The 17,882-nt window shown below is 63.1% G+C and carries 16 protein-coding genes; 6 read left to right on the top strand and 10 right to left on the bottom strand.

Going from position 1 to position 17,882, the window contains the following annotated elements:
* Positions 1 to 114: 114 nt before the first annotated feature.
* A complete protein-coding gene (locus tag JQ600_RS17840) occupies positions 115 to 1,500 on the top strand; it encodes a Spy/CpxP family protein refolding chaperone (RefSeq protein ID WP_212389953.1) in 1,386 nt (461 codons plus the stop codon).
* 168 nt (positions 1,501 to 1,668) lie between these two features.
* Entirely contained in the window at positions 1,669 to 2,061 is a 393-nt protein-coding gene (locus JQ600_RS17835) for a hypothetical protein (protein ID WP_212389952.1), read from the top strand.
* A gap of 8 nt (positions 2,062 to 2,069) precedes the next feature.
* Here JQ600_RS17835 and JQ600_RS17830 read toward each other — a convergent pair whose 3' ends face one another.
* The 10 genes from JQ600_RS17830 to JQ600_RS17785 form a co-directional block, all read right to left on the bottom strand.
* Positions 2,070 to 3,059, bottom strand: a complete 990-nt coding sequence (locus tag JQ600_RS17830; RefSeq protein WP_249133164.1) for a hypothetical protein — start codon at positions 3,057 to 3,059, stop codon at positions 2,070 to 2,072.
* Positions 3,060 to 3,120: 61 nt separating this feature from the next.
* Positions 3,121 to 3,903, bottom strand: a complete 783-nt coding sequence (locus tag JQ600_RS17825) for a DNA-binding domain-containing protein (RefSeq protein WP_212389951.1) — start codon at positions 3,901 to 3,903, stop codon at positions 3,121 to 3,123.
* Entirely contained in the window at positions 3,900 to 4,802 is a 903-nt protein-coding gene (locus JQ600_RS17820) for a DUF692 domain-containing protein (RefSeq protein ID WP_212389950.1), read from the bottom strand. The genes JQ600_RS17825 and JQ600_RS17820 overlap by 4 nt, the downstream gene beginning before the upstream one ends.
* A 122-nt stretch (positions 4,803 to 4,924) precedes the next feature.
* On the bottom strand, positions 4,925 to 5,182 hold the full coding sequence (locus JQ600_RS17815) for a hypothetical protein (RefSeq protein WP_192738016.1): 258 nt from the start codon (positions 5,180 to 5,182) through the stop codon (positions 4,925 to 4,927).
* Positions 5,183 to 5,377: 195 nt separating this feature from the next.
* Positions 5,378 to 5,641 carry a hypothetical protein gene (locus JQ600_RS17810; protein ID WP_212001595.1) on the bottom strand — a complete coding sequence of 88 codons (264 nt, stop codon included), beginning with the start codon at positions 5,639 to 5,641 and terminating at the stop codon, positions 5,378 to 5,380.
* A gap of 349 nt (positions 5,642 to 5,990) precedes the next feature.
* Positions 5,991 to 6,869 (bottom strand): tetratricopeptide repeat protein, encoded by an 879-nt coding sequence (locus tag JQ600_RS17805; protein WP_212389949.1) that lies wholly within the window; start codon positions 6,867 to 6,869, stop codon positions 5,991 to 5,993.
* Positions 6,870 to 6,930: 61 nt separating this feature from the next.
* On the bottom strand, positions 6,931 to 7,980 hold the full coding sequence (locus JQ600_RS17800) for a hypothetical protein (RefSeq protein ID WP_212389948.1): 1,050 nt from the start codon (positions 7,978 to 7,980) through the stop codon (positions 6,931 to 6,933).
* Between the two features lie 202 nt (positions 7,981 to 8,182).
* Positions 8,183 to 9,976 carry a thioredoxin domain-containing protein gene (locus JQ600_RS17795; RefSeq protein WP_212389947.1) on the bottom strand — a complete coding sequence of 598 codons (1,794 nt, stop codon included), beginning with the start codon at positions 9,974 to 9,976 and terminating at the stop codon, positions 8,183 to 8,185.
* Positions 9,977 to 10,224: 248 nt separating this feature from the next.
* A complete protein-coding gene (locus JQ600_RS17790; RefSeq protein WP_212389946.1) occupies positions 10,225 to 10,689 on the bottom strand; it encodes a DoxX family protein in 465 nt (154 codons plus the stop codon).
* A gap of 147 nt (positions 10,690 to 10,836) precedes the next feature.
* Positions 10,837 to 11,568 carry a cytochrome c biogenesis CcdA family protein gene (locus tag JQ600_RS17785; RefSeq protein WP_212389945.1) on the bottom strand — a complete coding sequence of 244 codons (732 nt, stop codon included), beginning with the start codon at positions 11,566 to 11,568 and terminating at the stop codon, positions 10,837 to 10,839.
* A 209-nt stretch (positions 11,569 to 11,777) separates the two neighbouring features.
* Here JQ600_RS17785 and JQ600_RS17780 point away from each other — a divergent pair, with 209 nt between their 5' ends.
* The 4 genes from JQ600_RS17780 to JQ600_RS17765 all read left to right on the top strand — a co-directional run bounded on the left by JQ600_RS17780 (position 11,778) and on the right by JQ600_RS17765 (position 17,877).
* Positions 11,778 to 13,820, top strand: coding sequence for an adenylate/guanylate cyclase domain-containing protein (locus tag JQ600_RS17780; RefSeq protein ID WP_212489994.1), 2,043 nt, complete (start codon positions 11,778 to 11,780; stop codon positions 13,818 to 13,820).
* 181 nt (positions 13,821 to 14,001) lie between these two features.
* Positions 14,002 to 15,033, top strand: coding sequence for a TRAP transporter substrate-binding protein (locus JQ600_RS17775; protein WP_212489993.1), 1,032 nt, complete (start codon positions 14,002 to 14,004; stop codon positions 15,031 to 15,033).
* Positions 15,034 to 15,044: 11 nt separating this feature from the next.
* A complete protein-coding gene (locus JQ600_RS17770) occupies positions 15,045 to 16,898 on the top strand; it encodes a TRAP transporter large permease subunit (RefSeq protein WP_212489992.1) in 1,854 nt (617 codons plus the stop codon).
* A gap of 1 nt (position 16,899) precedes the next feature.
* Positions 16,900 to 17,877, top strand: a complete 978-nt coding sequence (locus JQ600_RS17765) for an NAD(P)-dependent oxidoreductase (RefSeq protein WP_212389942.1) — start codon at positions 16,900 to 16,902, stop codon at positions 17,875 to 17,877.
* Positions 17,878 to 17,882 lie beyond the last annotated feature (5 nt).

Here is a 17,882-nt window from a genome sequence, read left to right as displayed (position 1 = left end):
CCGCGAATTCCCTGAAGGCTCGTCCACTTGCCGCCTCGCAAGTGGAACTTTTGCTCCCCGTCGGCGTCAGTCTGTTGCCGCAAAACGTCAGCGAGTGGCGCAAGGGAGCGTGCCATGCCCAAACCGGCAATCGGAATTGTGGTCTTTGTTCTGGCGGCCCTGCTTTCGAGCGTGGCGATCGGCAAAGGTGGAGGTCACGGTGGGGGCCACGGCGGTGGTCATGGCCACGGGCATGGCGGGGGTCACCATGGCCGGGCCCACGGTGGCGGGCACGGGCATTTCGGCGGGCATCACCGTCATTTTCGTGGTCACCACGGCGGCGGCAAGTTCGCCATATCCCGTTCGTATTCGCGGGGCAGTTTTCGCGGCCATCGCTTCGCCCCGAATCTCAGCCAGATCCGCAACGCTTCGGTACGATCCGGAAACTTCCGCCATGCGATGAATTCGCTGTCGCGCGCCAGCGGGTTGCGTGGCGGGCGTCTGCTCAGCAATCCCGCGGCGCGGGCACAGATCGCCGCCGGTCTCGCCGTCGCGGGCTGGCATCAGGGCCGCGGCGGAGGCGGGTGGTGGCAACACGGTAATGGCGGCTACGGGTGGGTTGGTCCGCTGTTCTGGCCGTTCGCCTATCACGACATCTACGATTACACGATCTGGGGAGACCGCAGCGGCTTCTGGGACTACGGCTACACCGATATTTACGCCGGAATATTCGCGCCCTACGGCTACGATGCGTTGACCGGCTATCTGGCACAGCGGCCGTCCGGCCGCAGACATCGCGGGCCCGCCCCGCTGGCGCAAATGTGCGGTGACGACAGGCGCGCCATCGCCGGGCTACCCATCGATCAAATCCAGCTCACCGTTCTGCCGACCGAAACGCAATTTGCCGCGCTCGACGAACTCGGCAACGCGTCGATCGCGGCTGCGCAGAACATTCGTGCGGCATGCCCGTCGCAAATCGTATTGACGGCGCCGGGCCGGCTCAGCGCCATGCAGCAGCGGATCGAGGCGATGATTTCGGCGGTCGCCACGGTGCGGCCACCGCTGGAGAAATTCTATGGAATGCTGGACGACGAGCAGAAGGCCCGCTTCAACGCGCTCGCGCAGGACCAGCGCAGGATATCCGTGGCCAACAATGCGAGGAACCAATCTGTCCAGGTGCCTGCGCAAGGGACTGCACAGGGCTGTGGCGTGGCGCAGTCTGCCGCCATGGCATGGCCAGCCAGCGAGATCGAAACCAGGTTGCGTCCGAACGAGACCCAGCGCTCCACCCTGCAAGTGCTTCAGGATACCAGCGCCGAGGCCGCCGAGATATTGAAGGCGGCCTGTCAGCCGGGCGATGTGATGACGCCGCCAGCGCGGTTCGCCGCCATCGCCAAGCGGCTCGATACCATGCTGCAAGCCGTCAAGCAGGTGCGCGCTGCGCTGGAGGATTTTTACGCCACGCTGGACGATGAACAGAAGGCGCAGTTCGAGGCGATCGGACCAAGGCGACCATCGTAGACGGTCGCCCGAGATCATGGAGGCCGGCTGCACGCCACGAGCAACGAACCGGATTTGCAAACCTCTGTTGCCGGAATGTCACCACCGATTGATTTTCCCGGATGAGAATGCGGCCGCTGATCGCACGATCGCATTGTTTGTCCTGAAAACGCGCTGGCTGTTGATACCATGCAATGGTTCAAAAACGACGCACCCAAGGAGAAGGAGATCTGGGACGAGCCCATCGAGGGGCCGATCGGCGATATCCAGGCTGCGCACAAGATACGGGAAATCTGCCGTTCTGCGGCCAGCAGTGCGGAAAAGATCAGCGGTGCTGCCGACCGTTCGCACGCGAAAATCAAGTCCGAAGTCGAACGTTATGAGCGCGCGGCGAAAGTCGCTATGGAAATCGCCATGAAGATTTCCGATGGTCTGTTGCGTGACACCGCAGTGCGCCAGATCCTCGAACTGTGCCTTCAGGCCAATCACACCACGACCGCGCAAACGCTGTTTCGCGCCATCCAGTCCAAATCGATCAGTGACGACGTGCTGAAGCAGCATCCTATTCTGGGCACGGCGTAGCAGCACCGCTATTTCGCGCGCGGCGAAGTGATGGCTTTGCGGATCGCCGCCAGCGGCGCAGCGTCGTCGAATTCGAGGCTTTCGCCCTGCGGCTTCAGGCCGAGGTCGCGCCACAGGCCCGCGAGATCGGGCGTCACGGGCTTTGAACCCATCTCGCCATGAAGCGTAGCCAGAACGTCGACGCCGACGGCCTTGTCGGCGGTGGAGAGAATGCGATCGAGCGGCCAATCCTTTTCATGATTGCCGCCCGCGGCGAGGACGCCGCGCATGGCGTCCTGCAGGCCGAGGCGATTATTCGTTCGCTTGCGGATTTCAATGTCCGCGAGCAGGCAGAACAGCGCGCCGCCCCAATATCTCCGGCCCCAGGTGTCGGTATTGTCGAGGCCCTGATCGCCGGCCTGCGGCAGGCCCTTCGGCATGTCGCGCATCATCGCCTGCCAGATCTCCGCTGCCGTGAGGTCCCCGGCCTGCACCCGTGCCACCGGCTCGATATAGACGGCAAGACCTTCCGACAGCCACGTGTGGCGATGGTTCAGATCGGGCAGGGCGGTGTGCACCATCTCGTGCACCATCACCCAGTCGCGCCGCAAAACCTCTTCGGTGGAATCGCGGCCGAGCGGAATGCGGATCGCGGCGCCGCGATAGCCCCATGTCGTGCCGCCGCGAATGCGGGCGCCGTCGACCGGCACCAGCAGCAGCCGCAGTTGTTCGACGGGAAACCGTCCATAATAGGTGGCGACTGCCTTCGCCGACATCCGGACCCAACCCAGCACCTTTTCTCGCGGCAGCGTCATCTCGCCGGGCGCGAAGCCGACATGGATGGTGCTGCCTTCGATTTCGATATCGGTCTTGGGCATCCGGTCGAACGCGTCATACGGCATCCGGTCGCCGCGCATATAGTCCGACTGCGCATCGGCGCGGCACGAAATCAGGCTTGCCGGCATGGCGGTGAGGACGGCGGTCAACACGATCCAGCTGATGCCGCCGAGCGTTTTCATCGTGACACGCTTCTGGTCGTAACGGATCGATCGGTATCGGTGCCCATGTCTCGGGCCCTTTTTAATCGGCGGAAACCGCCGTCAAGGTTGCTGATGTGATCCAGCCGTGCAGATATCCGGCGCCGCGCGCCGCCGCACCATCGGGATCGTCATAGGTCGCGAGCATCTCGCAGAGCACGCCGAACGGAATGCCGTTCGCGGCCTCGTCCCACATCATCGCCTCTTCAGCGGGGAGTTCGCGGAACATCGGCGTGGTGTCCTGGCGCCAGACCAGGATGCGCGCCGGTTCTTCCAGCGTGGCCGCGTCCGGTGGCGTCTCGTTGTTCTTGAGCGCCATCCAGACCGCGGATGCGTTGGTCGACAAATCGAGCCTGGCCGCGCTCGGATGCGGCCGGAATGTGAGGTCGTTCCATTGCTCCGGCGCAAACGCGGCCATGGCGGTGAGGTCAAGCAGCTCACCTTCCGCGGCGTCGAAGGCGTCGTTGAGCGCTTTCTCCAGCGCTGCGAGATCAGCGAGAACAGGATGGTCGCAATAGGGTTCTGCCGATCTCAAAAACTCCGGCAGGCCTTGCGAGAACCAGCGCAGGTTCGGATGTTCTGAGGGGCGCGCCTTGACATAGGCATGACCCATCTCGTCGAACGTCTCATCGCCGAGATACGAATGCAGCAGCTCATGGTCGTTACGAAGCGCCTCCACCAGCCGCGAGCCATAGGCATAGCGATAGACGCCGTACAGCGTCTCGCGTTTCTCGCGGGGGCTGTCGAGGATTTCGGCGAGCACCGTGTCGTCGCCGGTCAGGATGCCGCGCTGGAAATCAGCCTGCTGCCGCGCGAAGTCGCTCATCCCGCCTGCTTGCCCAAGGGCGGCAAGACCTTCTTCGCGATCTCGCGGGTGCGGTTTACTTCCAGAACAAGCTCGTCGAGCGGCGGGATGTTGTCGTCGCGCTCGATCATGGTCGAGACCCGGCCGAAGCGCTTGATGGCCGCGACATAGAGATCCCAGACGTCTTCGCAGACGGGATGATCGTGGGTGTCGATGATGTGGGTGCCCATGTGGCTGTGGCCGGCCATGTGGAATTGCACGACGCGGTCCGCAGGAATCCCGTTAAGGAAGGTCATGGGGTCATAGCCGTGGTTGAAGGCGCTGACATAGACGTTGTTGATGTCGAACAGCAGCCAGCACCCGGAGCGGCGCGACAATTCCGCAAGGAATTCCCATTCCGTCATTTCGGAATTGTTGAACTGGACATAGGTCGAGACGTTTTCGAGCACGATGGCGCGGCCGAGGAAATCCTGCACCAGCTGCACGCGGCTGACCACGTGGTCGAGCGCCTCTGATGTATAGGGGATCGGCAAGAGATCGTGCAGGTTCTTGCCGTGGACGCCGGTCCAGCACAAATGGTCGGAAATCCATTTTGGTTCGACGCGCCTGGCGAGATCTTTCAGGCCCTGCAGATATTCGAAATTCGGCGGCGCGGTCGATGCGATCGACAGCGACACGCCGTGCATCACGACGGGATAGCGTTCGCAAATCCGGTCAAGTACGCGCAGCGGCTGGCCGCCGGGCAGCATGTAGTTTTCGCTGATGACTTCGAACCAGTCGATCGGCGGGTTTCCGCCGAGGATCTCGTCGTAGTGTTGCGCGCGCAGGCCGAGCCCGAAGCCAAGGAAGGGAGGCTTATCCGACTGCAACGGACGCTCAACCGCCGCCGGGGAGTTGGGCAATCTGCTTGCGACGTTCATGTCGTCTCCGCTTCGCGCATCGCGATCAGGCGATGGGTATTGCCTCAAATTATCATGGAAACGGGACCCGGCATACACCGGGCCCCGTTCCCGGAACGGAGCCCCGTTCCGGATTATCGCGATCAGGCGGGCGAGTACTTGCCCTTGGCAGCGTCGCACTTCTCCTTGGTCATGGCGGAGAAGCCCTGACCCTTGCAGGCGTTCTGTCCCTTGCAGGCGCTCGCGCCGCTCTTGCACGCGCTCTGGCCCTTGCAGGCGTTGGCGCCGACGCATTTGCCTTCGCCGGCGGCGTAAGTGACGGTCGACATCGTCGCGCCGGCCAGGAACAGAGTGGCTGCAGCGGCGGCAATCGTGGCGCCGGACTTGGAAGTCATCTTCATGGACGTCTCCTCGAAAAGAAGTGTGAAGGTGCACCACCCGCAATCAGGACCGACAGATGGTACCCGGGGATAAATACGCGGCGGGTTTGGCTTGGTTACACGGCCGGATAAAATTACTTTAATAATCGGCCAACTTTTGGGTCAAACAAGGGCCCGGCATCGATGCCGGGTCCTTTTCGCGTCAATTCGGGACGATCAGGCCTTGACGAACTTGCCGCCCATGGCGGTGCACGCCTTCTCGGTGGTCATCGAGAAGCCCTGACCCTTGCAGGCATTCTGACCCTTGCAGGCGCTCGAGCCGCCCTTGCAGGCGCTCTGGCCCTTGCAGGCGTTGCCGACCATGCACTTGCCGGCGGCGGCGTTTGCCGACGTCGACCCGGTCGACACAACCGCGCCAGCGAGGAACAAGGTGGCCGCGGCGGCTGCGAGCGTCGCTCCGGATTTTGTATTCAGCTTCATGACGTTCTCCTCGATGATTGTTTGACGACAACAGGACGCCGTGAGCGTTCGATGACTGTGAGATCATCGAGCCGCACAACGCTAATGAAACAACGGATGCCAATCCGATCGCGGTGGCGCGTGAAGGGCGCTCGCCTCCGTGATGAGAGTGCTCATCCGAAAACAGCTACGGGGCATCGGTCGATTTGGTTACAGAATTTCGAAAGAAAGTTTTCTTTTTTCGATTTGGGCGACCCGGTCATGTCTAACCGCGGTGTCCCGGGAGCATTTCGTTGCGTTGCACAACGGAATTGTTGGGTGGTGCGCGTTTACGGCGTGTGTCCCATAGACGCCGGCGTGCCATCCGACCTCAGACGGTGGCGCCGAGCTGAGCGAGCAATTCTCCGATCAGCTTGCGCCCGTCGGCATCCTGCGTCATCGCGAGCGCGTTGCGATAGTCCGCGATCGCAAGGTCGAACCGCCGCATCATCCGGTAGGTCAGCGCGCGGTTGCGCAGAAAGGCGGGATTTGCGGGATTGATCTCGATCGCTTGCGTGAAGTCGGCGATGGCAAGGTCGTATCTGCGCAAGGTATGATGGAGCTGGCCGCGGTTGCTGATGGCGCCGGCGTGTCGCGGCGCGATCTGCAGCACCTTGCCGTATTCCGCGATGGCCAGCTCTTCGAAGCGGCCCTCGTTGACGAAAGCGTCGAAATCGGAGCCGGCCTTCTGCTGCAACGCCGCTGCCCGGCCGAAGTAAGCATTGACCCACTTTGGATTGAGCACGATCGCGGCGTCGTAGTCCTGCATCGCGCGGTCGGTGCGGCCCTTGTCCCGGTAGGCGTCGCCGCGGTTGGTGAGAGCAAGGGGATCGTTAGGATTGAGCCGGGTTGCAGAATCGAACTCCGTGATGGCGCGGTCGAGCTGCTTCTGGCGCAGGAACGCGACACCGCGGCTGTTGAACGGGCCAGGGGCGGTCGGGTGGGCCCTCGTCGCCGCGTCGAAATCCGCCACCGCCCGGTCGTAGACGCCGAGGGCCAGATTGGCGTTGCCGCGGATGAGGTAGACACGGGCCAGTTCCCTGGCCTCGGCGGGCGGCGCATTCGTGATGACGAATGAGCAGGCCGCAGCCCTCGGGGCGGGCGGGGTGGCATTGTCCAGGCAGATGCGCTGCTGCGCTTCGGCCTCCGCGCCTGATGGCGCCAGGATGATTGTGACGGCGGTGAGAAGCAAACTGGCAAGGGCCCGCATCGCGCGCTCCATGTTTCCTGACTGTCCCGTTGCTGATTCGGGCCGCTGCGTCGCTTTCATGTCACGAGCGTCCCGGCTGGCGCGCGATCGTGTCGGAAGCCGTCTGGGGCGGGGACTTGGCACGCGCTTCGTCCAGCAGACGCCGGTTGGTCTCGGCGTTGCGGCGTATGAGCGTGTCTATTGCCCGCGCGATTTCGTCGTCGTGCCGGCCGAGCACGCAGCCGCCCATCGCGATCGCGCCATAGTCGAGCACCGCGTGACGCTTCGGGTCGGTGGCTTCGACGAGGAGGTGGGGGACCACATGGCCGGCCTGTCGCAGGGTCTGCACCATGGGCGTCTGCTGAACGGCGGTCGGCACTTGCTGGTCGTTCGGGTCGCTGATAACCATCATGCGCAAGGCGCGGTTCTGCGCGAGCCATTGCACCTTGCCCGTGATGTCGAAATAGGTCCTTGCGGGATCGCCGGGCCTTGCGGGACCCCGGGTCACGATCTGTCCCGAGCCGGAAATCAGGCAGGCGACGTCGCGCCGCATCTCGGCCAAGCCGAACACCAGCCGGCCTCCGCCGGACTCTCCGAACAGATGGAAGCCTTCGAACTGGTAGCGTTGCCGGAGCGCCTCGAGCGCCATGTCCATCAGGTGCAGCTCGACGAGGGTCTTGCGTGACAGATGGGTGCCGGACGTGCCTTCGACGCCGATGCGTCCAAGATAGATCGCCGTGGTCTTCGCCATTTTTGAAAAATGGTCGGCGATAGCGACGAGTTTGTCGGTGTTGACGTCACTGGCCTTGGACGGATCTGCCCAGGTCCAACGGGTCGGATCAACCGGACCGTTGTGATCGCCGTTCAGAATGATGACCGGGCGCGAGCCCTGGCCTCCGGCGGTGGAAAGATAATAGCGGACGCAGAAATCCTGGCTGTAGACGTTGAGCCAGAAGGTCTGCGGTTTCGCGGCGCACTCCTCGCGCGTCATCGTGATCCCGCGCAGCGAGTCTTCCTTCCTGATAATCTCCGCGCCGGCAGGGTCGGTCGCGAACACCGAAACGGCCAGCAGCAACGCTGCGAGCGAGCCGCGCGCCACATTCGACCAGCAAGCATATTTTGAGCAAGCCATGGCGACCAACACCCGGTTCATACCTGTTGGCCGTTTGTCGCTTGAAGGGGATGGAGGCGCTGTGATGCCGGTCACACAGAATGGAGGTGGAGGCGGGTGGGACAGGTCAGATAGCAACCGCGAAGGAAGCGCGCCCCCTCTGCTTGCGGGAGAGGGGCAGCGAGGTCGCCGCTCGGCCGATTTAACTTACCTTCATCGCGCCCTAGTTCATCGCGGCGCGCGCGGGTTTCAGCTTTGCCATCTGTTTCACCGTGGCCTGCAGTTCCTCGGCATTGAACGAGGGGAACGAGCAGATCCGGTTGTTGCAGGCGAACGCTGCGGGCTCGCCGAGATCGGGATACTCGACGTCGGGATTGGGCAGCTTGCCTTCGCGCAGGTCGAGCCACTCCAGGCGCTTGTAGCGGGCCGGCAGCGCCCGCGCGAGGGTGTGCAGCTCGCGTGCGCCGGGCGCATCCTTGTGGCCGACGATTGTCATATGAGTCGGCTCGATCGCGAGTTCTTCGTCGGCGAGCAGCACGCCGGGCAGCGGTCTCATCATCTCGGCCGAGGCGCTGCTCGCATAGCGCATCGCATGTGAGGCGTGCTCGCGATAGGTTTCGTCACCGTAATAGCGGTTGAGCAGGTTCATGAAGCGCGCGACCTGCACCTGGTCATCAAGCAGTTTTGCCGGTTTTGCCAATACGCCGGTTCTGCCTTCCGCTGTCCTCGACGTTACGAAGCCACCGGCCTCGTCGCGAAACGTCGCGACGAAATCGCCGGCCTTGGCTGCGGAGGTGAGCCACTCGCGGTTGCCGGTGGCGGCGTAGAGATCGAGAAAGGCCTGGCCCATCGCCAGCGTGTCGCCGAGGAAGGGGCCGCCGCGATCCTTCTCGCCATGGCGGAATCCACCGCCCGGCAGCGCGCGGTTGGCGTTGACCCATTTCGCCGCGCGTTCGGCAATCGCCAGCGCTTTTGCGTCGTTGGTGATGTTGTAATAGGCGGCGAGAGCCGAGATCGCCCAGCCGTTCTCGCGCGCATACAGATTCTTGTCGATGCGCGGCAGGCCGAGCTTGCGGCGCCCGGCATCATCAAGCGCATAATATGTGTGCCCGTCGGTGTCGTGATCGAGATCGGCATCCTGGCTGACATAGAACGCGCCCTCGGGACCTGAGAGAAAGGCCGCGAGATAGCGCTCGATATCGCGGGCCGCCTTGAGATATTTCGGGTCCTTCCACAGCGCATAGGCCTGGCTGTATTGCCGCAGATATTGTGCCTGGAACGACATGATCTTTTCGAAATGCGGTTTGCTCCAGGAGCCGGCTTCGGAATACTGATACACGCCGCCCCACACCGGATCGATCAGTGCGATTGCAGCGTCCAGCGTCTGCCTCGCGCGCTTGATCGCTGTGGCATCGCCGGCCTCGGCCCGGGTGATCGCAAGATCCATGCTGTCGGCGTCGATGAATTTCTGGTTCTCGCCCCAGCCGCCGAGCTTTTCGTCATAGGACTCGTCGACATTCTTGGTTAGGTCCGCGCGCTGCTGCTTGCTGAGGAAGGCCGAGGCTGAAGGTTTGACTTCAAAGGCCTCGCCGACCGAAGGCCCGGGCGAGGGATCGTCGATGATGGCCTTGAGCAGCGCCCGCATCCGCTCCGGCTCGATATAGCCCCGGAGCTTGGCGATCTCGGTGCCATCGGGTCCGAACACGATCGTCGCCGGCCAGCCCCAATCGCCATAGCGGCTCGACAGATCCGGGTTGGCGTCCTGGTCGACACGCACCGGCAGATATTTCGAGGCCAGCAGATCCTTGACCTGCGGATCGGCATAGGTGGTCTTTTCCATGACGTGGCACCAGTGGCACCACACCGCCTCGAGATCGAGAATGACAAAACGCTGTTCGGCGGCGGCGCGGGTGAACAGATCGTCGCTCCATTCGCTCCATTTGATGCCATCGGATGCGTGGGCCGAACCTGCCGCGAGCGCGGCAACGGCGAAGACGGCGAGGCGGACGAGTTTCATGGCGGCTTTCCGGAAGCGCTGGTGTCTCGACAGCTACGCGCGCGCCAAAATCCGGGCTCAGACTTATCCGCGATGTCACGGCATTGTGAGACCGTGGAGGAAGGGGGGTTTCGTCATGCCCGGCCTTGTGCCGGGCATCCACGTCTTTGCAGTCAGGCAGCAAGGAAGACGTGGATGGCCGGGACAAGCCCGGCCATGACGGGGGTAGACATAACGCGCTACGTCATGGGCTTGTTTGAGTCAGGCTCTCAGGTCGATGCGCCGGCGTGCCCGGCCGCATTGACCAGCAGCCGGTCGAGGGAGGCGGCACCAGGGCCTGCGATCGCGAGCCACGTGAAGGCGGCGAAGTAGGTCATTTCCTCGAAGCCGAGCAGCGTTTGCAGCGAATCGACGTCGCCCCATTTGGCCGACTTGATCGCGACGAGCATGGTCACCGCCAGCATCGCGGCGGGGATCCGGGTGAACAGGCCGAGGATCAGCATGGCTCCGCCAAAGCACTCGACGCCTGATACGAAAGGGGTGAGGATTTTCGGAAACGGAATGCCCCAGCCGATAAAATTCTCGGTGACCTGCGGCAAATTGGTGAGCTTGCCCCAGCCCGCCAGCATGAAGGTGTAACCGACGACCAGCCGCATGATCAGCGGGCCGGCCCAGGAGAAATATGAGGCGATCTGCGCCGGCAACAGGATCAGAAGATTGACGATGAAATTCATGCGGACCCCCTCCAATTATTATCGTGACGCGAGGCCGCACCGGCGGCCTCTCAAATCAAGTGCGCGCGAAAAACGCTGCGGCCGCGCAGGGCGGCAATCTGGTCATGGCAGGAGTTTCGCAACGGATAGCCCGCTTGTTACGGGGCGTTAGCCGAAATTTTGCAGTGCGGGGAACGTTTCCAGCAGCCAGATGCTGATGCTGGTGACGGCGCCGGTCAAGAAACCGATGCCGGTAATGACCATCAATACACCCATGGCGCGCTCGACGCTGGTGAGATGCCGCTTCATCCGCGCGAATAGCTCGGAGAATTGTTCGATCATGAAGGCGGCCAGTAGGAACGGAATTCCAAGCCCGAGGGAATAGACCGCGAGCAGGCCCGCGCCCTTGGTCACCGTGGCTTCGGCGGCGGCGATCGACAGGATCGCTGCGAGTATCGGCCCGATGCAAGGGGTCCAGCCGAACGCAAACGCAAGTCCCATGACATAAGCGCCCCACAGCCCGACTGGCTTCGGCGCGGTCAGCCGTCCCTCGCGCATCAACAGCCCGATGCGGGTCAGCCCCAGGAAATGCAGGCCCATGATGATGATGACGATGCCGGCGAGAATCGAGAGTTCTGCCGACCAGGCGCGGATCAGGCCGCCGATGATGGAAGCGCTGGCACCGAGCGCCACGAACACGGTGCTAAAGCCGAGCACGAACATCAGCGCCGCGGCCATCACCGCGCGTTTCGAGGCCTTCGTCGCCCCGTCATTGTTGACCTGCTCGATGGTCGCGCCGGTCAGGTAGATCAGATACGGAGGCACCAGCGGCAGCACGCAGGGCGACAGGAAGCTGACAAGTCCGGCAATCAGGGCCGCCGGGATGGAAACATCGTGCATTGCATGACCTTCGAGAACCGCCGCAAGGCATAGCGCCGTCTTGGCTTGTACGGAACAGGCAATCGGTAAGTTTCGTCGGCTTCCGGCTCAACTCTGGTCACAGAGCCGTGTCCAAGGCATATGAACACGCCGGGATAGCCTCGCCGGTGAAACAGACGCTAGTATCGTTCCGTATTGCGGTAACCGACCCCGCGAACCAGGACCCCGCAATGCGCATCGGCATTCGCAACGCCATCTCGGCCCTCGTGCTGACGTCGATCGTCGTCAGCGCCGTCGGCGTGCATTTGCTGTGGTGGCGGACCGCCCAGCAGGTCAGCCAGACCCTTGCCGACACCATCAACGACCAGATCGTCTCCGCAGTCGGCGACGAACTGCAATCGATCACCTCGGAAGCGCGATCGTCCATGTCGGCGGTGCGCACCTTGTTGCTCGGCAAAGTGTTCGAGGCGCGCGACGCCGAGATGCGCGAGGTGGTGATCCGCTCGCAGTTGCGGTCGCAACCGACCATTTCCTGGGTGGCGTTCGGATGGCCGGACGGGACGTTCTTTGCCGGGCACAAGCTTGGCAATGGCGTCATCGAAATGATCGAGATCGCGGGCGATCGAAAGGCCAAGATCAACCGTTATGAGTTTGGAGGTGGCGACACGCTGCTCAAGTCCAGCCGCGTCGAGGACACCAATTATTCCTTCACCGACCAGGAATGGTTCCGCGAAGTGGTCGCCTCCAACGACGAAAACTGGTCGACGCTGACGAAGCATCCCAACGGCGAACGCCTGGCGGCCGCGTTCTCGGCGCCGATCCAGATCGATCAAAAACCCGCCGGCGTCATCGCCATCATTATCGAACTGACGCGGGTCTCGAACTTCCTGTCGCAGCTCACGGTCGGCAAATCCGCCGGCGCTTTCATCCTCGATCGCGAGGGCGGCGTGGTCGCGGCGCCCGATCCCGACGCCAGCGAAGTGACGCCGCTGAAGACCGATCATCCGCTGTTTGCGGTTGCGGTGGATGCGATGAAGAATGCCGGCAGCGCCTACAATCCCGGCGAAGGCGAGCCGCTGAAGCGCCAGGTGACGCGGGACGGCAAGGTCTATCAGGCGGTGCTGACGCCGATCTCGTTTCCGGGCTGGTCGCTGGTGACAGTGGTGCCGGAGTCGGAATTTCTGGGCCCGGTGCAGATGACGATCCGGAACCTGCTGATCGGGCTTGCGGTCCTGATCGTGTTTGCCGGGCTGCTGTCGGCATGGCTCGCCCAGCGCCTGATCGCGGCGCCGCTGATCAAGGTGGTGGGGGAGATCAGACACGTCGAGCGCTTCGATCTGGACAAGGTCGAGCGCCATCCGTCGCGGCTGACCGAGATCGAGAACCTTTCCGGCGCCATCGGCGACATGGCGCAGGGGCTGGCCGCGTTCCGTAAATACATTCCCGCTGATCTGGTGAAGCGGCTGATCAGCGACGGCAATGGCGCGCGCCTCGGCGGCGCGGTGCGGCCGATGAGCGTGATGTTCATCGATCTCGCCGGCTTCACCGGGATCTCGGAGCGACTCGGCGACCGCATCATCCCGCTGCTGTCGCGTTATTTCGATTCCGTCTCGGCGCAGATCCAGGCGCAGGGCGGCACCATCGACAAATTCATCGGCGATGCCGTGATGGCGTTCTGGGGTGCGCCGGCGCCGAATCCCGAACACGCCGTCGATTGCTGCCGCGCCGCTCTGGCCTGCCAGCGCGCGATGGCAGAAATCGGTCTGGTCGACGACCATGGCCAGCCGGTCAAGATCCGCATCGGCATCAATTCCGGCGACATGCTGGTCGGCAATATCGGGTCTGAGGTGCGGCTGAACTACACCGTGATCGGCGACGCCGTGAACATCGCGAGCCGGCTGGAAGGCACCAACAAGGTCTACGGCTCCACCATCATCATCGGCCCCGAAACGCGGCGTCTTGCCGGCGACCGCATCGTGGTGCGCGAACTCGATCGCCTCGCGGTCTACGGCCGCGCCGGGGGCTTGCAAATCTACGAATTGCTTGCGATGGCGGACGCGGCCGGCGGTACGATCGACTGGGTGAAGGCCTATGAAGCCGGCCTCGCATCCTGGCGGGCGCGCGAATTCACGGCCGCGATCGCGGCGTTCGAACAGGTGAAGAAGATCAAGGATGATGCGGCGGCATCGGTGATGATCGCGCGCTGCAGGGAGCAACTCGAGAATCCGAGCGACCAGGAATGGGACGGCACGACCGTCGCCAAATCCAAGTAGGCGCCAAAGCCGACAAACGGGTGCCGGCCGCGTTACGCGATATCGCCGGCGCATCCCGCACGATCGCCAAGGTTTTTTCCAAATACCCTTGCGCGGGCTTTCCGTTTTGTTCATACATTTGGACAAACAGAGCGGCAGATACCTCAACTGCACAAAACAAAAAAACTGGGAGAAGTGCGCCATGAAGACTGGGGTCATCAGCCGGCGCGTGTTCTTGCAATCCTCCAGGGCAGCGGCCGCGGGCCTGCTGCTGTCGCCGGCCATCATCGGGCGGGCGCAGGCCGCCACGCTGAAACTGAAATGTTCGTCCTCGCTGCCGAACGATCCCAAATATGCCAACGGCCGGGTCTATTACGACAATTTGGTCAAGAGCCTGAAGGCGAATGGGCTCGGCGAGCAGATCGACGTCACGTTTTTCCCGGACAATCAGCTCGGTCAGGAAATCGACGTCATCAATTCCGTGAAACTCGGCGTGATCGACCTGATGCTGTCGGGTTCGTCGATCTCGGCCAATCTGGTGCCGCTGGTCGGCACCTTCGACCTCGGTTATCTCTTCTCCAGCTTTCCGCAGCAGACCAAGGCCTTCGAGGCCGGCGCGGCCAAGCCGATCGAGGACGCACTGCTCAAGGGCGGCAATATCCGGATTATCGCCTGGGCCTATAATTTCGGTTCGCGCAGCGTCCTGGCCAAGAAGGCCGTAAAGGGTCCCGAGGATCTGACCGGCCTCAAGATCAGAACCCTGCCGAACCCTGTTATCACCGAGTGTCTGCGCCTGATGGGTGCCGCCGCTACGCCGCTGGCGTTCGGCGAAATCTACACGGCGTTGCAGGCCGGCGTGCTCGACGGTCTTGAGCATGACCCGCCGACCATCCTCGCCAGCAAGTTCTACGAGACCTCCAAGCACTACGCGCTGACGCAGCATAATTTCTCGCCGCTCGCGATTTATTTCAGCGACGCGACGTTCAAGCGGATGGATCCGAAGCTGCGGGAAGGATTTCTCGACGCCGCCAATAAAGCGGCGGCCGATACCCGCGCCCACGGCCTCGAAATGGAAAAGGAAGCGCTCAGGAACCTCGTCGACAAGGGCGTCACGATCGTCGAATGCGACAAGGATGCCTTCCGCAAGCGCGTGCTTCCCCAGACCGACAATTTCATCAAGGCGCGCCCCGAGGCGAAGCCCGTGGTGGACATAATCCGCGCGACGCAGGCCTGAGGTAGCAGGGCATGTCAGTCGCGGTGCACGCGCCAAGCGGCGGCCTGCGGATATCAGCCGCACTTCTCGCGGTGAGTGACGTTACGGCGGCGGTGCTGCTGGTCGCTGACTTGCTGGTCGTCGTCGTATCCGTCCTGTTGCGCTTCCTGTTCAACGCGCCGGTCGAGTGGGCCGACGACGTCGCGCGCGGCCTCATGGTCGGGTCGAGCTTCTTCGGTGCGGCAAGTGCGCTGGCGCGGAGCGAAAATCTCGGCGTGGCGTTCTTCATCGACATGCTGCCTGCTAGCGCGAGGCGTGTGGTCGATTCCATGGGCGCGCTGCTGGTGACGATCATTTCCGCCTATGTCGCCTTCAACGCCATCAAGATGGGCTGGCTGACGACGGGACAGACCTCCGGCTCCGGACTGCCGCTGGAATGGACGTTCTATCCAATGGGCCTCGGCGCGCTGTTCATGACCGTGTTCGCGTTCGATCTGTTTTGCGCGCGTCCGGTGCGCAACATGGTCGCCGGTGTGGTAGCGACCGCCGCCATCGCCGGGCTCTATCTGGCGTGGGATTTCCTGGCGCCGGCATCCGTGCCGTCGTCGGGCACGTTGATGTTCGTCGGCTTCTTTATCACGCTGTTCGGCGGATTGCCGATCGGCTTTGCGCTGGCGCTGGCGGCGCTGATCTTCATCTGGGTGGAGGGCACGCTGCCCGGCGTGATCTTCGCCCAGCAGATGGCGCGCGGCATCGACAATTTCGTGCTGCTCGCGATCCCGTTCTTCATCCTCGTCGGCTACCTGATGGAAGCCAACGGCATGTCGGTGCGGCTGATCGAGTTGCTGCAGCGGGCGGTGGGGCGCATGCGCGGCGGGCTCAACGTCGTGATGGTGATGTCGATGGTGCTGTTCTCGGGCATCTCCGGCTCCAAGATGGCCGATGTCGCAGCTGTCGGCTCGGTGCTGATTCCGGCCGCACGGCGCTCCCGGCAGAACCCGGGCAACGCGGTGGCGTTGCTGGCGGCCTCCGCCGTGATGGCGGAAACCATTCCTCCCTGTATCAATCTGATCATCCTCGGCTTCGTCGCCAATCTGTCGATCGGCGGCCTGTTCGTTGCGGGCCTGCTGCCGTCGGCCCTGATGGCATCGGCCCTGATCATCCTGTCGATCATCCTCGGCAAGCGACCGCCGCCGATCGAAGAGTCCGAGCCGCAGATCCCGGTTTCCGGCCTGTGGAGCGGTGCGATTGCCTCGTTCGGGCTCATCTTCATGATCTTCTTCGGCTTCAAGAGCGGCTTTGCGACCGCGACCGAGATTTCGGCCTTTGCCGTCGTGTACGCGATCGTGGTCGGAAGCGTCGTGTTTCGCGAGCTCAGCTTCAAGTCCGCCGCGCATAGTTTCGTGCAATCGGCGACGCGTTCGGGGCTGGTTCTGTTCATCGTCGCCGCCGCGCAATCGCTGGCGTTCGTTCTGACCCTGCAACAGGTGCCGCATACGGTCGGCGAAATCATGCTGTCGCTGTCGGCGTCGCAGGGCGTCTGGCTGTTCATGCTGCTGTCGATCGTGGTGCTGATCGTGATGGGGTCGGTGCTGGAAGGCGCTGCCGCGCTGATCATCTTCGGGCCGCTGCTGCTGCCGGTGGCGGTCAAGCTCGGCATCGATCCCTTGCATTTCGGCGTGGTGCTCGTGATTTCGATGGGGGTGGGTCTGTTCGCGCCACCGCTTGGCCTTGGGCTCTATGGCGCCTGCCTGATCGGCAAGGTGCCGATCGAACAGACCATCAAGCCGATCATGGGTTATCTCGGCCTGCTGATGCTATGCCTGTTGGTAATCGCGTTCGTGCCCTCGATCAGCACAGCGCTGCCGCGCGCGTTCGGATACTGACGTGAAAGTCCTGCTCACCCATACACCGCAGGCGAGGGCGCAATATTACGGGGCGCGCAGCCTGAGCGGATTGCAGGCGATTGCGCAGGTGCAACTGCACGAGGGTGACAATGCGCTGGATGCGTTCGGCTTGATCAACGCCGCACGTGACGTCGAAATTATCGTCGCCGACCGGCTCACCGCCGGACCCGGCGAGATATTTGCGCGGCTGCCTAAGCTGCGCGCCTTCGTTCGCTGCGCGGTCGACATTCGCAACATCGACGTCGAGCAGGCTTCGCGCGCGGGCGTGCTGGTCACCCAGGCCGGACCCGGCTTCGTCCAGTCGGTGGCCGAACTCGCTGTGGGTTTCATGGTCGACCTGTCGCGCGGCGTCTCGCGTGCCAGCGCCGACTATCATGCCGGGCGGAAGCCCAAGGTGATCATGGGCCGGCAACTGGCCGGCAGCCGCATCGGCATCATCGGCTATGGCAGCATCGGCCGTTACCTTGCCGGGATCGCCAGGGTGCTGGGCATGGAGATTCTGATTGCCGATCCCTTCGCGAGCATAAGCGAGCCGGACATCCAGCATGTGCCGCTCGACGATCTGCTCACGCGTTCCGACTTTGTCGTCTGTCTCGCGGTCGCCAATGAGGCGACGGAAAATCTGATCGGGCAGGCGGCGCTGGCGCGGATGCAGAAGCATGCGTTCTTCATCAATCTGTCGCGCGGCAATCTCGTCGATGAGGCGGCGCTGAGCGCGGCGTTACGCGACAATCGCATCGCGGGAGCCGCGATGGATGTCGGGCGTGCGCTGGACCAGATGCCGACACCGGAACTGGCGCAACTGCCTGATGTGATCGCAACGCCGCATATCGGCGGGTTGACGCCGCCCGCGATCGAAAGCCAGTCACTGGAGACGGTGCGGCAGGTCGAGAAGATCATCGCCGGTGAGATTCCCGTCGGCGCCGTCAATGCCATCAGCTGGACGCGACGTCCTTGATGCTC

Source organism: Bradyrhizobium sp. AUGA SZCCT0176 (assembly GCF_018130145.1).
In the GTDB taxonomy this organism is placed as follows: domain Bacteria; phylum Pseudomonadota; class Alphaproteobacteria; order Rhizobiales; family Xanthobacteraceae; genus Bradyrhizobium.
The sequence above is the reverse complement of the archived record's forward strand: the minus strand, read 5'-3'. Positions and strand labels throughout refer to the sequence as shown.

Bases quoted from the DNA above. Each gene is read 5' to 3' on its own strand.
- JQ600_RS17840 (WP_212389953.1), top strand. From the start codon at position 115: ATGCCCAAACCGGCAATCGGAATTGTGGTCTTTGTTCTGGCGGCCCTG.
- JQ600_RS17835 (WP_212389952.1), top strand. From the start codon at position 1,669: ATGCAATGGTTCAAAAACGACGCACCCAAGGAGAAGGAGATCTGGGAC.
- JQ600_RS17830 (WP_249133164.1), bottom strand. From the start codon at position 3,059: ATGAAAACGCTCGGCGGCATCAGCTGGATCGTGTTGACCGCCGTCCTC.
- JQ600_RS17825 (WP_212389951.1), bottom strand. From the start codon at position 3,903: ATGAGCGACTTCGCGCGGCAGCAGGCTGATTTCCAGCGCGGCATCCTG.
- JQ600_RS17820 (WP_212389950.1), bottom strand. From the start codon at position 4,802: ATGAACGTCGCAAGCAGATTGCCCAACTCCCCGGCGGCGGTTGAGCGT.
- JQ600_RS17815 (WP_192738016.1), bottom strand. From the start codon at position 5,182: ATGAAGATGACTTCCAAGTCCGGCGCCACGATTGCCGCCGCTGCAGCC.
- JQ600_RS17810 (WP_212001595.1), bottom strand. From the start codon at position 5,641: ATGAAGCTGAATACAAAATCCGGAGCGACGCTCGCAGCCGCCGCGGCC.
- JQ600_RS17805 (WP_212389949.1), bottom strand. From the start codon at position 6,869: ATGCGGGCCCTTGCCAGTTTGCTTCTCACCGCCGTCACAATCATCCTG.
- JQ600_RS17800 (WP_212389948.1), bottom strand. From the start codon at position 7,980: ATGGCTTGCTCAAAATATGCTTGCTGGTCGAATGTGGCGCGCGGCTCG.
- JQ600_RS17795 (WP_212389947.1), bottom strand. From the start codon at position 9,976: ATGAAACTCGTCCGCCTCGCCGTCTTCGCCGTTGCCGCGCTCGCGGCA.
- JQ600_RS17790 (WP_212389946.1), bottom strand. From the start codon at position 10,689: ATGAATTTCATCGTCAATCTTCTGATCCTGTTGCCGGCGCAGATCGCC.
- JQ600_RS17785 (WP_212389945.1), bottom strand. From the start codon at position 11,568: ATGCACGATGTTTCCATCCCGGCGGCCCTGATTGCCGGACTTGTCAGC.
- JQ600_RS17780 (WP_212489994.1), top strand. From the start codon at position 11,778: ATGCGCATCGGCATTCGCAACGCCATCTCGGCCCTCGTGCTGACGTCG.
- JQ600_RS17775 (WP_212489993.1), top strand. From the start codon at position 14,002: ATGAAGACTGGGGTCATCAGCCGGCGCGTGTTCTTGCAATCCTCCAGG.
- JQ600_RS17770 (WP_212489992.1), top strand. From the start codon at position 15,045: ATGTCAGTCGCGGTGCACGCGCCAAGCGGCGGCCTGCGGATATCAGCC.